This window comes from Moorella sp. E308F (assembly GCF_006538365.1).
In the GTDB taxonomy this organism is placed as follows: domain Bacteria; phylum Bacillota; class DSM-521; order Neomoorellales; family Neomoorellaceae; genus Neomoorella.
The window spans coordinates 951,288-966,011 of record NZ_BJKN01000002.1; the positions used below are offsets into that span (position 1 = coordinate 951,288).

Annotated in this window: 16 protein-coding genes and 2 pseudogenes; all 18 read right to left on the bottom strand. The window is 44.8% G+C overall.

Annotated features, from left to right (window positions below; genetic code table 11):
* Positions 1 to 26: 26 nt before the first annotated feature.
* The 18 genes and pseudogenes from E308F_RS11275 to E308F_RS11345 all read right to left on the bottom strand — a co-directional run bounded on the left by E308F_RS11275 (position 27) and on the right by E308F_RS11345 (position 14,664).
* The gene (locus tag E308F_RS11275) at positions 27 to 1,208 is read right to left on the bottom strand and encodes a class I SAM-dependent rRNA methyltransferase (RefSeq protein ID WP_141264990.1); all 1,182 of its coding nucleotides are present in this window, start codon (positions 1,206 to 1,208) and stop codon (positions 27 to 29) included.
* A gap of 166 nt (positions 1,209 to 1,374) precedes the next feature.
* The gene (gene sigK / locus E308F_RS11280) at positions 1,375 to 2,082 is read right to left on the bottom strand and encodes an RNA polymerase sporulation sigma factor SigK (protein WP_141264991.1); all 708 of its coding nucleotides are present in this window, start codon (positions 2,080 to 2,082) and stop codon (positions 1,375 to 1,377) included.
* Between the two features lie 89 nt (positions 2,083 to 2,171).
* On the bottom strand, positions 2,172 to 2,945 hold the full coding sequence (locus E308F_RS11285) for an IclR family transcriptional regulator (protein ID WP_141264992.1): 774 nt from the start codon (positions 2,943 to 2,945) through the stop codon (positions 2,172 to 2,174).
* Positions 2,932 to 3,123: a hypothetical protein gene (locus E308F_RS15905; RefSeq protein WP_172613910.1), complete on the bottom strand. Its 192-nt coding sequence runs from the start codon at positions 3,121 to 3,123 to the stop codon at positions 2,932 to 2,934. Before E308F_RS15905 ends, E308F_RS11285 begins: the two co-directional genes overlap by 14 nt.
* Before the next feature lie 48 nt (positions 3,124 to 3,171).
* A complete protein-coding gene (locus E308F_RS11290) occupies positions 3,172 to 3,840 on the bottom strand; it encodes a sensor histidine kinase (RefSeq protein ID WP_172613911.1) in 669 nt (222 codons plus the stop codon).
* A complete protein-coding gene (locus E308F_RS15910; RefSeq protein WP_172613912.1) occupies positions 3,833 to 4,036 on the bottom strand; it encodes a hypothetical protein in 204 nt (67 codons plus the stop codon). The genes E308F_RS11290 and E308F_RS15910 overlap by 8 nt, the downstream gene beginning before the upstream one ends.
* Before the next feature lie 130 nt (positions 4,037 to 4,166).
* Positions 4,167 to 4,556 carry a type II toxin-antitoxin system VapC family toxin gene (locus E308F_RS11295; RefSeq protein WP_141264993.1) on the bottom strand — a complete coding sequence of 130 codons (390 nt, stop codon included), beginning with the start codon at positions 4,554 to 4,556 and terminating at the stop codon, positions 4,167 to 4,169.
* A complete protein-coding gene (locus tag E308F_RS11300; RefSeq protein ID WP_172613913.1) occupies positions 4,546 to 4,782 on the bottom strand; it encodes a hypothetical protein in 237 nt (78 codons plus the stop codon). Before E308F_RS11300 ends, E308F_RS11295 begins: the two co-directional genes overlap by 11 nt.
* A 207-nt stretch (positions 4,783 to 4,989) precedes the next feature.
* Positions 4,990 to 5,082, bottom strand: a pseudogene (locus tag E308F_RS16575) (transposase); the annotation flags it as partial.
* A 73-nt stretch (positions 5,083 to 5,155) separates the two neighbouring features.
* Positions 5,156 to 5,257 (bottom strand): annotated as a pseudogene (locus E308F_RS17000) (IclR family transcriptional regulator); the annotation flags it as partial.
* A gap of 257 nt (positions 5,258 to 5,514) precedes the next feature.
* Positions 5,515 to 6,603 carry a mannonate dehydratase gene (gene uxuA / locus E308F_RS11315; protein WP_141264995.1) on the bottom strand — a complete coding sequence of 363 codons (1,089 nt, stop codon included), beginning with the start codon at positions 6,601 to 6,603 and terminating at the stop codon, positions 5,515 to 5,517.
* A gap of 23 nt (positions 6,604 to 6,626) precedes the next feature.
* Entirely contained in the window at positions 6,627 to 8,243 is a 1,617-nt protein-coding gene (locus E308F_RS11320) for a mannitol dehydrogenase family protein (RefSeq protein ID WP_141264996.1), read from the bottom strand.
* 47 nt (positions 8,244 to 8,290) lie between these two features.
* Entirely contained in the window at positions 8,291 to 9,541 is a 1,251-nt protein-coding gene (locus E308F_RS11325; RefSeq protein WP_141264997.1) for a glucuronate isomerase, read from the bottom strand.
* A 39-nt stretch (positions 9,542 to 9,580) separates the two neighbouring features.
* Positions 9,581 to 9,928 (bottom strand): SDR family NAD(P)-dependent oxidoreductase, encoded by a 348-nt coding sequence (locus E308F_RS11330; RefSeq protein ID WP_307722590.1) that lies wholly within the window; start codon positions 9,926 to 9,928, stop codon positions 9,581 to 9,583.
* Positions 9,929 to 10,396: 468 nt separating this feature from the next.
* Positions 10,397 to 10,540: a hypothetical protein gene (locus tag E308F_RS15915; protein WP_172613914.1), complete on the bottom strand. Its 144-nt coding sequence runs from the start codon at positions 10,538 to 10,540 to the stop codon at positions 10,397 to 10,399.
* 112 nt (positions 10,541 to 10,652) lie between these two features.
* The gene (locus tag E308F_RS11335) at positions 10,653 to 11,660 is read right to left on the bottom strand and encodes a uroporphyrinogen decarboxylase family protein (protein ID WP_141264998.1); all 1,008 of its coding nucleotides are present in this window, start codon (positions 11,658 to 11,660) and stop codon (positions 10,653 to 10,655) included.
* A 39-nt stretch (positions 11,661 to 11,699) separates the two neighbouring features.
* Entirely contained in the window at positions 11,700 to 13,370 is a 1,671-nt protein-coding gene (locus tag E308F_RS11340; protein ID WP_141264999.1) for a hypothetical protein, read from the bottom strand.
* Between the two features lie 271 nt (positions 13,371 to 13,641).
* Positions 13,642 to 14,664, bottom strand: coding sequence for a Bug family tripartite tricarboxylate transporter substrate binding protein (locus tag E308F_RS11345; protein WP_253260473.1), 1,023 nt, complete (start codon positions 14,662 to 14,664; stop codon positions 13,642 to 13,644).
* Positions 14,665 to 14,724: the final 60 nt, after the last annotated feature.

The window sequence follows — 14,724 nt, forward strand, 5'->3', positions numbered from 1 at the left end:
AAGCTGTAAGCAGGTAATATTGTCTTTTATATTACCTGAAGCATTAGGCACTTGAGGTAACGCGACTCGTCGTAGCCAAGGAGTACCGGGTGGTCAGGAGCCTGGCCGCGCCTGGCCAGCAGGCGCAGGCGGCGACGGGCATCAAAGGCTGCATCCTGGATAACTTCTAAAAAGAGTTCCTCGGGCATGTGGTAGGAACAGGAACAGGTCACCAGAAAGCCGCCAGGAGATAAAATCTTCATCGCCCGCAAATTTATCTCTTTATAGCCCCGGATGGCTCCCTCCAAAGCCTTCCTGGCCTTGACAAATGCCGGCGGATCCAGGATAACTACATCAAACCTTTCTTCCTGGCGCTCCAGCTCTCGCAAGGCGTCAAAAGCATTGGCTTCCTCAAAAGAACACAGGTCCCCATAACCATTGAGCACCGCATTGCGCCGTGCCATAGCAATGGCTTCTGCCGAGATATCCAGGCCCACTACTTCCCGGGCACCATAATGGGCGGCATGGACGCTGAACCCCCCGGTATGACAAAAGCAATCCAGCACCCGCGCCCCTTTCACAAACGGCTGGAGGGCGGCTCGGTTTTCCCTCTGGTCCAGGAAGTAACCCGTCTTCTGTCCTGCGGCCAGATCCACATAAAATTTAAGGCCGTTCTCTTGTATGACAACCTGCGGGTCAAAGGGACCCTTGAGGAATCCCGACCGCAGCTCCAAGCCCTCCAGTTTCCGCACTGGCGCATCGTTGCGCTCAAAGATCCCCGTTGGCTGGATTAACTCATCCAGGATTTCCACTAGATTATCTTTAAAACGATCAATCCCTAAGGCTAGGGTCTGGACCACCAGGTAGGGGCCAAACTTGTCGACAATCAACCCTGGCAGGAAATCTGCTTCGCCAAAGACAACGCGATAAGCGTCCGTCCCAGCACCCGCCAGAACCCTCCGGCGGTAATCCCAGGCAGCCGCCAGGCGCCGCCGCCAGAAAGCCGCATCGATTTCTTCATCACGACTATAAGTAAGGATGCGGACAGTAATCATGGAGGCCGGGTTGATATACCCCCGGCCAATAAACCTGCCACGGCGATCCTCTACGGTAACTATGTCTCCCGGTTCAAAGGCGCCATAGATGGTCTCAATCTCCGTCCAGTAAACCCAGGGGTGGCCTCTTTTAATGCGTCCTTCTTCGCCTCGCCTCAGCTGCACCCTTGCCATATTAAACGTCACCAGCTAAATAGTTTACACCAGCGGCCCTTCATCTAATGCCGGGTTCCTAATAACAGCTGGCAAAATTATACCACACAAAGCCTCCACTTCACACGTGGCCCCGCAAAATAAAAAAGCCGGCCTTCTTTCACGGCCAGAGAAAAATTTTTTATGTTTACTTGCTGCACCCTTCGGCAGACAGCTCCTTCAAAAGTTTCTGGATGGCCTTTTTCTCGATCCTAGAAACATAGGAGCGAGAAATGCCCATTTTACGAGCTATATCCCGCTGGGTACGCCGCAGGCCCTGGAATAGCCCGAAACGCATGGCCAGGACTTTCTTCTCCCTTGGTGTTAATACATTTACCTTTTGCATAACCCGTTGACGTTCGTAAGAAGTTTCCACAATCTCCGCGATATCCTGATCTGAACCCAAAACATCAATCAAAGCGATTTCATTTCCTTCTTTATCAGTACCGATGGGGTCATAAAGGGAAACTTCGCTGCGGGTCTTTTTCGTGGCGCGCAAGTGCATGAGAATTTCATTTTCAATGCAGCGGGCGGCATAGGTGGCTAGCTTGGTACCTTTATTCATATTATAAGTATTTATTGCTTTGATGAGGCCAACGGTACCAATGGAAATCAAGTCGTCGTTATCCTCACCAGTATTCTCAAATTTTTTCGTTATGTGGGCCACCAGACGCAGGTTATGCTCAATTAAAATATTGCGGGCCTTCTGATCCCCCTGCTGCCACAGTTCCAGGTACTTTTGCTCTTCTTCCTCACTTAATGGCTGGGGAAAGGCATTATTGGTAATGTAGGACAGGAGGAGGCTAATGCCCTTCAAAACAGAAAGGGCAACCAAAGCAATAAAGCCGGCTTCCATACTCCATACCTCCCGGGCAGGATAGCGTTACCCTTTATATATATGGAAGCGCGGCCTAATAGGTGCTTGTCCTGGAGAAAAAAGTAGTACTACTCCTGCCTGTAACCGAGCCGACGCGATATTTCCCCGCCAGCCTGACGTACAAGCCTGCCAAGCTCGGGTACTCGCTCCAGGGTAACGTGCAGGGTCGGGCCGGAAATACTAAGTGCTGCTACTACCTGCCCTCGGTAATCAAAAATGGGCGCGCCGACGCAGCGAATACCTTCTTCATTTTCGCCATCATCTATAGAGTAACCGCGTTCCCGTACCCGGGCCAGTTCTGCCTGCAAAGCTGCCATGGTGGTAATCGTCCGGGAGGTAAACCGGGGCAAATCCCTGCGGGCAATTATCTTTTCTACTTCCTCAGGCGGGAGGAAAGCCAGTATAGCCTTACCTACAGCCGTCGAATGGAGAGCCACCCGGCGGCCAATCTGGGAATACATACGGATGGTACGATTGCCTTCTACCTTATCAATATAGACGGCTTCATCACCATCCTTTACAACCATATGCGCCACTTCCTGGCTCCTGGCCGCCAGTTCCTTGAGATACGGATGGGCAACGGCCCGGACATCGAGCCGGTCCAGCAGGCTGCCACTAAGTTCCAAGATTTTTAATCCAAGGATGTATTTCCCTGTCGTCGGTTCCTGATCAACATAGCCATAAGCCTTAAGGGTAGTTAACATGCGATAGACGGTACTTTTATTAAGGCCCAGCCGACGGCTGAGGTCGCTCAAACCTATACCTTCACCGGCCGCTGCCAGTGCTGCTAATATTTTAAGACCCTTCTCCAGGGACAGGACGTAACCTTCATTTTGGGGCAAAGCCATCCACTCCAGAAACAAAACTTCCTACAATATATTGTAGCACCATTTTGCGTGGTGGAGTATCTATCTTATTCTGGGAGAATTTTTGGCCATACTGGAAAAAGGTAGTACCATACGTAACGCAGATGGCAATCGCCTTGATGGCGGTATAATTTACCCCGTCGTTGGACAACATGGTGATAGCCACCATTGCGGATCAGAAGAAACAGCAGAGTTCCGATGATCAATTTCTAGGCTCCATAGGAGTTTTTGGCAATCTGACCGTAAATACTGTCATTATATCATCATCACGTGAATCAAAGGAAATAGTTCCACCGCATTCCCTCACCAGATTTTTAACAATAAATAAACCCATCCCCGTTCCTTCCTGTCCCTTGGTGGTAAATCCCGGTTCAAAAATCCTTTCTCGGATCTCAGGTGCAATAGTACCAGGGTTGGTTATTTCAAAAACAAACCAATTATCTTCCTGATCGATTCTTATCTTAATCCATTTATCTTTATAGAAGCTCGTCTCATAAATAGCATTATCAAGCAAATTGCCAAGAATACTTACCAGCTTATCTGCAGAGATAGACAATTCAGCCAAAGAAGTATTCACATCTAACGACGCCTGCAAATAACTCAAACTTGCCAGCTTGCTGCTAATAAGGGCGGCAACTTCTGGCCTTTTTAAGGAAACAAGTTTTTCTATTTGAATAAGATCTTTTGATAGACCTTTGATATAATCGGCAGCATCATTATCCATCTTCAATTGAATAAGCCCCAGGATTACCTGTAAATGGTTAACAAAATCATGATGTTTAGACCTCAAGGTGGTAATTAATTTTTCGGCTTCCTCTAACCTTACCATTACCTTCTCGGCTTCACTTTCCCTTTCAACCAGTCTAAGCATCTCCCGGACTACCCATAAACTCGAAATCATCACAGCAATAATAGCACTGCTTGCACCTGCTGCTAGCTTCCAACACTTTTTTAGCCAGGAGACGGTAGGCCTCCCGGAGTCCTGAAGCACTCTCGGACGAATAAACTACCTTCACGTTTACGGCGAATGGCGTTTTTCCTTGAAATTCCGGCATTTTGCCCTTCACCGGTCGCCCCCCCCTTCCCTATATTCTACGAAAAAAGAAGATTATCCTACCACAGGAAAAGGGCTCCAATGAAGGAGCCCTTTTATTCCCGGATCGTTAACCCAGCTTGCATTTCCACCCATGCAATAACCTACCAGGTTTCCATGGTTAAATCATCAATTTCCTTGAAATGAGTATCGCGACTAACTAAAATTAAATTGTGTTGTAAAGCCACCGCTGCAATCCAAATGTCGTTCTCAGGAATGGGTTTCCCTTTTTTCTTCAAATTATTCTTAATTCTACCGTAATACTTGGCAGTATTCTTATCACAAGCAAGGATCATACTCTCAGCGGCAAGGGAATCTATAAGCAAAATGTTATTTTCAACCTTTCTGGATTTTAAAGCGCCAAAATAAAGTTCACCTAACACTATAGCAGGAATGAATACCTTATTTTCCATATCCAGCTTTTCTATAATTGAAGGTTCACCAGCAAAAAGGGCGATAACTATATTAGTGTCCAATAGATAATTACCACTCACCAAGATCAATCCTCTCGCAGGATTCTTCAATCTCTCGTTCCATAATTTTTAAGTCGTCTTTCTCAATAGTGCCTGCGAATCGGATAAGGTCATTTCCTTTCGTCTGCTGATCAAGCTCTGTAAGAGAAAGGATAAATTTTAAGACCCTTTTTTGTTTTTCATAAGGTAAAACTGAAAGGCTTTTTATAATTTCATCTCTTATACTGGGGTCAATCATGATACTCACGCCCTTCACCTATGTTATTGCTTATATTTTACATGGTTTCAAAGGAAATCACTATTTATCTCCTTCCTGCCACCATTTTATCCCAGGGCTACCAAAATATCAATATTGCTATAGCTTGGCTCGTGGGTCAAGTCCAAATTGAAGTGTAAAATTACCTCTGGTAGATGATGCTGGTTTGTTTTAAGCTGCCTGCAAACGCGTGTCAATTGTTAATGCTTTTGTCATATGGCCATTGCGATAACCCTGCCGTTCTTCAGTGCGCTCGTAAGGTTTGGCTTTCAACCGCTCCGTGGCCTGAGCGAGGAAGAAAAACTCCGACTATACCAACCTGTTCGGCGGCTCGTTCATCGCCGTAACTTCTTCGACGGCTGAGGTCGCTCAAACCTATACCTTCACCGGCCGCTGCCAGTGCTGCTAATATTTTAAGACCCTTCTCCAGGGACAGGACGTAACCTTCATTTTGGGGCAAAGCCATCCACTCCAGAAACAAAACTTCCTACAATATATTGTAGCACCATTTTGCGTGGGGGAGTATCTCTTGCGTTTGTCAAAATAAAAGTGATTCACTATGGCAAAGTAAATCTGTTCCAGTTGTGCTAATAAAAAAGTGATCCACTACTCAATGTGGAAGCGTTGAGGATGGAGAGATGGTGCCTATCCTTTCCCTGGGGAGGGGTAGGCAGCACGAACGACGAACAGTCGTCCTGGCTGCCCCTGGTCTATAAGAAAAATCTAATCAAAAGAACATCTCTTTTTCATTTTATCAATAGCTTCCCACAGCCCGTTCAGGTAGGCGATTCCTAGTGCCCTGTCATACAGGCCATAACCAGGTCTACCTACTTCTCCCCAGATCATCCTGCCGTGGTCCGGCCTGATATATCCCTGGAAATTAATATCATGGTATGCCTTCATAATCTCAAACATATCCAAAGAGCCGTCCGAAGATAAATGGGAAGTCTCGTCAAAGTTACGGGGCGAATGTATCTTTATATTCCTTACATGTCCGAAATGTATCCTTCCTTTAGCCCCGAAATAGCGTATAAGTGCCGGAATATCGTTGTCCGGATTCGCCCCGAGGCTGCCACTGCACAGGGTAATGCCGTTGTAGGGGCTATCCACAAGGTTCATGATCTTCTCTAAGGTTTCTTTGGATTTTACAATTCTGGGCAGGCCAAATATGGACCACGGCGGATCATCGGGATGAATAGCCATTTTTATATCGACCTCTTCAGCCACAGGAATAATTGCTCTTAAAAAATACCCCAGGTTTTCTAAAAGCTTTTCCTCATCCACATTCTTGTATTGTTCAAACAACACTTTTAATGTTTTAAGCCGTTCAGGCTCCCAGCCAGGGAGTTCAAAACCGTTGGAGTTAGCTTCCACCTCTTCCACTATCTTATCGGGATCCACCTTCTGTACCTTTTTCTCTTCGTAGGACAGGGCAGTGGAACCATCCGGCAAAACCTTCGCTAAATCTGACCGCGTCCAGTCAAATACAGGCATAAAGTTGTAGCACACGACCTTAATACCGAATTTCGCCAGATTTCTCAAGGTCTGCATGTAATTCTCAATATAACGGTCCCTGCTGGGAAGCCCAAGCTTGATATCCTCATGGACATTAACGCTTTCTATGACCTCTAATTCCAGTCCCGCATTCTCTACTGTGTCCTTTAATTTCTTTATTTTTTCAACTGGCCATACTTCACCTACTGGTACATCGTAAATGGCGCTTACAATCCCGGGCTTTCCCGGTATCTGCCTGATTTTTTCCAGAGAAATACTGTCATAACCTTCTCCGAACCATCTGAATGTCATTTTCATATCTCTCACGTCCTCTCTCAATATTACCCTAAATACTTTTGTAATATATTCCTTACAGCATTAGGTCCGGACACCATTTCCTTGAAATAACCCTCAATTTTTTCTCCCAACCCTACTTCATAAAGGTTTAAACCAAAAATGTTTTTATTTACCAAAATAGGCTTCAAGCTATCGCCTACAGTTCCTGTATTACCCAGTCTAACTCTTGATAGGTGCGACTTTAGTACATTTAGCATAGGGTCGGGGCTCAGCGGCATTTCTTGACCCTTATCATCCAGGCCCAAAAGATACCTGCACCAACCCGCAATTGTCAGAGGAATATAGGTAAGACTTGCTGGATCCAGATCCTCTCTATCACGATAGGCTTTGATGGTTTCACCGAATCTTATACCAATCTTTTGGGAAGTATCTGTAACTATTCTTTGCGGTGTATCAGGTATAAAGGGATTGGGCAACCTTTGTTCTATGACTTCTCGTATAAAAGCCTCGGGACTTAATATACCCGGATTTATAACAACAGGGAGACCTTCTTCATACCCTATCTTCTCTACCAGCTTCTTTAATTGGCTGTCCTTCATTTCGTCCGCTATAAGATTATATCCCAGTAGACATCCAAATACCGCCAGTGCCGTATGCAGAGGATTCAGGCATGTACAGACCTTCATTTTTTCGGCCCTATCTACCGTCTGCCTATCGGTAAACAGCACCCCCGCTAATTCAAGAGGCAGGCGCCCATTGGGGAAGTTATCCTCAATAACCAGGTACTGGGGTCTTTCGGCATTAACGAAAGGCGCAATATAGGTATTTTTCTTGGTACACATGATTTCCATGCCTTCAAAACCTGTGGCAAGCAATGAGGCCTTAACAGCCTCAGAAGGTCTGGGCACAATCTTGTCAATCATGGTCCAGGGGAAGCTTACTTTGCTTTCATCGTTGATATATGTTAAAAAACCACTCTCTACCAGCCCATTTTCCACCCATTTTTTGACAATTGTTTCAACGGATTCATGAAGCTTTTCCCCGTTATGGGCATAGTTATCCATACTTACAAAAGCAATGGGCAGTTCGCCGCTTTTGTATCTTGTATAGGCCAGTGAAGCAACTTTAGATATGATATGCCTGGGTTGTCCAGGCCCGTCATGCATATCCTTTAATACTTCATCAAAGTATTCTCCTGACATATTTTTTAGGCTATATCCCTTTTCCGTAATGGTAAAACTAACCATCTGCAGAGAAGGTTTTGTAAAAAATTCTTTTAACCGTTCCCAATCATGTTCTCGTGAAACATCTCCGACCATCCCTTCGCTTATACTGCCAACGACTTTTTTATCCAGGTTTCCGTCGGGGTTCATGATCACAAGCAAGCTCAAGTTATCATACGGGATATAAATCTTATCGATGATTTCGAAATCAAATGCTTCCACTGCCACAATTCCCGTTTGGGCCTTTCCCATATTGAGAAGCCTTTGCTGCAGCATGGCAATAAATCCTCTAAATATATTACCGGCACCAAAGTGTATCCATACCGGGTTTTCCCTGGTAACCGCCGCAACTTTGTCGTAATCGAATTCCGGTAGTTCAATTCCTGCATTTTGCCAGGCTTTTTTATTTTTTATACCCTCTCTGCTCAAGTTAGGCAACTTCGTTTATCCCCCCTGAACATACCTTAAACTCCAATTGCTCTTCCTTAAATATTTCGCCCGATAAAATTCCAGAAATTATTGCTGAAAAGATCCTCTATATCCCTTTTGATTTCTTCTTCAGTAATCCGCCAACCGTTTTCCAAAAGAAGCTGGTATTTTTTAGTCAGGATATCGGCTATAATTTTCCTGAAATGTACCCATTTATAGATTAGATGTTCCAGTACACGAGCGTCTGAGTGCTGGGGAATAAAAGACAGTCCAAGGGTGTCCAACCGCATGCTGGTAATCTCTTTAACCATGTCAGGATTATTTAAAAACCACCAGCATCCAAATACCATTAAATTCCTGAACTTCCTTGCAGTCACTACAAGCTCGTGCTGGTTTTCTTTGGAAAGCATGGTTACTAAAAATTTATTTTTAGGATAAGTCCTGCACAGGTATTCAATTGACCTAATATCCGCTTTGCCCACGGAATCCGCTGCCAGGCCCAAATAAGGATTTACCAATCTTTTTACCCCGATCATCAAAGCCAGGGGTATTTTTACTTCCCTGCAGATTGGGAGAACACATTTTTCCAGTATTCTCGAGCGGTAAGAATCCTCCGGAACCGTAAAATCTGGCGGTAAGGAAACTGCCATATAGACAGCGTTAATTTTTTTCACCCAATCTTTGAGGAAAAGTTTAATTTCGTTTATCGTATTCTCATCCAGGCACCTGTCTACCCGGTAACCCAACTTGATTAATTCCCTGTGATTTTTTTCATAGTCATTAAGCAGCGGATCGAGCCTTAAAGCGGCTTTAAATCTGGGATCCTTATTACCGACCTTTTCCCACCATTGTCTTTCAGTAGCATCGAAAGGGTCATTAGTCATGATTACTTCTTTTACTCCGGCCAACGCAAAAATTCTGTTCACATATTCAGTTACCGGAATTATACTGCTCTGCTCCCTGAAGGCCTGTAAATCCCTTTTGTTTACATCCAGCCCCAGTCCCTTCAAAACCGTTAATACGCCCCGCTGGGCCTCGCTTATGGGCGAGTGTTTAATAAATAAGGTTTGAAAAATCAGTTCAGCTTGCTGCATCTTGGGCAGGCTAAAGAATTCTTCATAATCCATCGTGGTATAGCGGAAAAACTCGGCAATTAAGTAGTGATACGTTAACAGCTCATCTATGCCATATAAGAACATATCTCCAAAATCAGGAGGATAAAGATGAGTATGAATGTCGGTTACTTGAACCCGCTCAACTTCCTTTGTAACTACTGCTGCTAAAGTATCTTGATTGACAACTACCATATTTTTCTCCTCCATTAACCTGCTATTCCCTATGGTTAGCTAGCTCATATACAATCCACCGTTAACATCTATGGTTGCTCCGGTAATATAATCGGCATAATCGGATGCCAAAAACATAGCAGCCCCAACTATATCTTCTGGAGTTCCCGCACGTTTCAACAAAATCTCTGACGCCATTTTTTCAAATACTTGCGGCGGAGTAATCTCAGGGTTATGAAACGGTGTACGGATCAGGCCAGGGGCAATGGCATTGACCAGTATATTATATTCCGCCAGTTCCCGGGCCAGAGAGCGGTACCGTAGTGATCGACAGACGTTGAGACAAAATCGGCTGATTTTATAAGAGGACCATATTTTGTATATAGACCATTCATATCGCCACCCGATCTATTTTGGGGTCAGTCAGGCTGTCCGGCAAGGGCGGGACTTCACTATGGTTTACCAATCGCCTCTTGACTGTCAACCTGACTGGCCCGTCGTCCCTCGGTTAGTCGCGGCGCTAAGGGCTAATGTAAGCCTTCACCTCAGACTTACCATTCTCTGAACCCATTCTTTTGGGTAATATATGCTCTGTACTGCTACATTCCTTGAGCTATACGGTTTCTTCTTTCAGGTTCCGAAACCGTCTCTCAATGTACCCGTTGGCATCTATAACGCTAATCTTATAGAATATTATAGCCTTCTGTGTGAAGATGGCTTACCAAGGTCTTATTATTAATCTCCGGTCTTAGCTGGTCTTTTTGAAGGATATCAACTTTAATTGCCAGCTCACCGATCTTGGCCTGGCCTCCATGAGTTTCGTTCGAGTTCTCTTCACGGTTGGAAGGCCCCTTCTGTAAGGCCGCCATTCCACCCTTATTGAAAGGCATACAACCACTTATAGAACAGCGACTGAAATACCTGGTGTTTATAGCAAATGGCGGCAATATTGGCTTCAGGAGCAAAGCCGGCCATTATACTCCCTAGCTTTTCATCTGTTGTCCAGCGCTTCTTCGGCACGATATAAACCTCCTCTCCTCACTTCCTATTTCTACTATACCGTTTATTAGAGCCTCTATGGAGTCAGCATACATGATTGTCGAGGTTGCAATTGTATTTTAGGAACTAACTACTAGTACCATCCATACCTAAGTATTGCTCCATTCAACGCCAAGATGTTTTCGACCTTACAATATTCTGTCAGTCCATTGGAGCTTGCAATAATGTATCCTCCTCCCTTGCCAACCCTTTCTATCTTTTCCTTGGTCTCCAAAACCGTTTCCTCCGGAGTACCCTCGGGTAATGTATAATGCAGATCAATATTACCTATCAGACATATTTTGTTGCCATATTCCTCCTTCACCTTAAAAATGTCTACTGCACCATGCTCCAAATTCGCAAGCGCATTAATATTTAGTGTGAGTAGATCGGGCAACAAGAGTAAGGGATTACCGTCTGTATGATAAATCTTCGGTAAGGCTATATAATCAGCTACCTTTTTCTCGTGAGGAAGCATGTACTTTCTAAATTGCTCCGGTGAAAACATTGGGCCCCATTTAAAGGCAATGTCTTCCGAAATCCAGATAGCGTCGAACCCCATCTCATTAACGTGAGTAATTACTTTAATACACCACTCGCCATATATTTCCATGCTTTCGAGTATAAATTCGGGATCATCATATAAGGCGTAGCAGAAATTATCGTAGCCCATACTGTTGTACGTATTGCTTACTCCCAACCGAACTGCAGCGATTGCAGCCAGATCCCTTTGACGAGCAAAGGCTAATAATTCGCTCGCACTAGTATAGAACTCAGGCTTATCGGGGTCAGGAAGAAATTCCTTCAAGGCTTTAAGATCGTCTTTACTCTTAAGTAAAGGCTCTTTTACTTGTAGTACGTCTCCATGACGCTCCATAGTTGCGAAAATAGGGGGCAGGAAATCATAAACTATTGCGTCAAGGCAAAGAATATCATATACATCCGGTGAAATGCACCAACCTTGAGGTAGGATTGTCCTGCGACCAACAATTCTATCAGCCAGACTTTGATGAATATAGCCTTCTAACCATGGTACTCGATCAGGCTGCCCCCTATGTAACGCAGTTAGAAAGCGCTCCCTAGATGACATCTGCTGTTTCATTACTGTAATACCTCCTCCTTAATCCCTTGAAACTGACCTTTATAAACTTTCAATGCTCTTTAAGATAGCCTCAGCATCGCTAATTAGGCTTTCAATTCTCTTTACATCCATCAGCCAATAAACATAGTGTGGGTAAAGATCTAAGAACAGCTCTTTGGTGAGTTTGTCCCTGTACGAAGACAACTGAACCAAGGACTCTCTAGCAATTTCTACATTGCTCTTATTTCGTGTTGAAATCGCTTTCTTGACTAAGAAGCATGTGCGAGTACAATGATTGAAGCCTTCTATATAGAGCTCAAAAAGTTCTAATATAGTTTTTATCTCCTTTGCAAACTCATCAGGTAGTCCCAAGTTTTCCACATTAAAACTTGCTCGAAGCCTTCTAACTTCTGTTAGCGCCTTTTCTTTTTCTCGAAAGATAATTTCAATGTTCTCGTCTGTAGGCTCCACTAACTTTGATGCTCCAAAGTTCCAATCGTCTTGCTGATGAAAATCCAACATCATTGTGAAGGCAGTATCAACTCTATCTGGGAATTGGCAACACTCATGAAAGACATGGCCCCGTACATATATACCTTTTTCAATTATTTCCCATGAAAGCCTAAGAAGATCTCGGAGCTTCTTATAAGCTTCCACACCACTAGGAACTACAGGCTTTTGTAATGTGGACGTGGGTTTTAGGGGGGACAGTAGACCATAGTTGGTCCATTTACGATAAATTTCATCTAGTTCTTCATCTATGTTTTTTGCCAGTATTGCTCCACCAATCAGATTTACTAAAGTAAAGCTATTAAAATTGCTTGCCTCGTTAATTACCTCCCAATCGGTACGGAACATAACGCCTCTGGCACCTTTTTCCCAACAATGTTTCATTCTCTTTTTCATATCTTCTACTACGCTTACAGGAAAGAAACCCAAACCATAAAACTGTCCCCATGTATCGAATTCAATCCATTGGGGATGATTTCCCACAGTGCCTATCACTGGGTTGTCAGGAAATGTAGGATAAAAGTCATGAGGGGTATTTTTTAAGGCAATACAAATTTCCTCACTGCATCTGGTGGCAGCCTTGACCGCTAAACTCTGTTGGTCGGCCCTGTAGGCGAAGTCTCGTATTACCAATATCTTCCCTTTCTTTGAAAGCGGACGATACATTGATTCAATCAACTTGAAATACCAATCTTCCGGATTATAATTACGGCACCGTTCGCACTTACATCTATTCGCCGATATAGACACTAAGCTTTCCCGACTTGCCGGACTTACAATTATCCCAGCAATCTCCGGAACCACCTCTAGTAGTTCACTAACTTTAGCCTCCATAAATTCCCACCAGAACGGATGCGTTGCACATACTGATCCGTCCGGATTCCTCAATTCCGGTACCAATTCTAAGATACCTTCAGGGTACCAGATCTCCTTGACTTCCGCGAAAAAGTCAATTTCAATCTGCCGTGCTCTCTTGATCACGGTGTTTATATAGTACCTATTATTGCTAATTTTGGCATCTCTTGTAGGCCACCGTTCCCACATTATACCCTGGGAAAAGTACCCTTGCGGATATACCAGCTGGTCAATCAGATCGTTTTGGTGAAATACTAGCGCATTCATCCCCATCTCACGCATGAAATCTAGTACCCTCTCCACGTACTGTAACTGCCACATCATGGGCCCGTGGATTTCCAAAGCTCTTACTTCAAACCCTCGCATAACTCACTCGAACCTCCCCAAAATAGCTCTCCCGTCCAAAGGTATTTATAATATTTTCACGCGTTATAGACTTTGGTTTGATGCACCCTGGGCCCTGCCCAAACATAACTCTGCTAGCTACTATGAGCCATTCCAAGCCCTGCAACTACCGCTAGGAATCTGTGTTTCGCAAGGGTCTTGCACCGTCCACGACCCAGGGTGCATGTGTCGCACTCATTCCGAGGTATTCAGGAGTTATGGAGCAATGTAACTAATCACACTTGTTTACCCGCTACTTCTTTTCAGATTTATACTCCTGTTTAAGCTGCTCCAGAATGCCTGTTTCCTCTAAGACTCTTTTGTACTCTTCCTGTTCGGCAACCCACTTCTTCTTGAAGTCGTCTGGTCCCAAGTAGTCAATCTGCATGCCAATTTTACTCATCTCTTCCTTCGTACTCGGATCAATTATCATATCCTTAAAGGCCCGAACCAGCACATCTTTTACATCTTGAGACAGACCGAGCGGAGCGCCTACTCCTTGCCAGACCACGCTAACGATATTGTAACCCGCCTCCTTGAACGTAGGAACGTCTTTAAATACAGGGTCATACTCGATTCGCTTATCACTAAATACCCCTAAGGCTCTTAGCCTTCCCGCTTGCACATGCTGCTTGCAGTCGGCCGGCGCCAAAACTGCAGCATGTATGTGCCCCCCCAGCAGGGCCGGGATAATTTCCCCCGCCCCGGACATAGGTACAGCTTCTATCCGGGTCCCGACATCCCTAGCAAGTTTTTGCAATTCCCAATGCGTACTACTGCCTCTAGCACCCGTACCGTACTTTATCTCACCTGGGTGTTCCTTCGCGTACTTGGCAAAATCCTCAATACTCTTCCACGGTAAATCAGGCCTTACCACTAAGACAAACGGAGCAGAAGCAACCTGTGCTATCGGTTCTAGAGCGGTTACAAAATTATATTTTAGCTCCTGAGTTACTGGGAACTGGACCAGTCCGTTATTCGCTGTACCAACTGTGTACCCATCAGGTTTAGACTCTACAATTTCATTCAAGCCTGGGATGGTACTTCCGCCGGGCTTGTTAACAATTACCAAAGGGTGTCCTAAGTACTTTTGTGCAACCTTTTCGAGCGCTCGGGCTGTTAAATCCGAACTTCCACCAGGAGGATAGGGTACGATAAAGGTTATCGGCTTAGTGGGAAATTTTGCTTCCGCGCCTTTACCAGACGCGCATCCACCTAATAAAGTCGCCGCACTCACAACGATAGCTAGCATTGCAGCAATAACCTGCTTCTTCATTCTCACTTAGCTCAGCCTCCCATTGTAAGCAAATTTTGGCCTTATGGGCATTTATTTGGA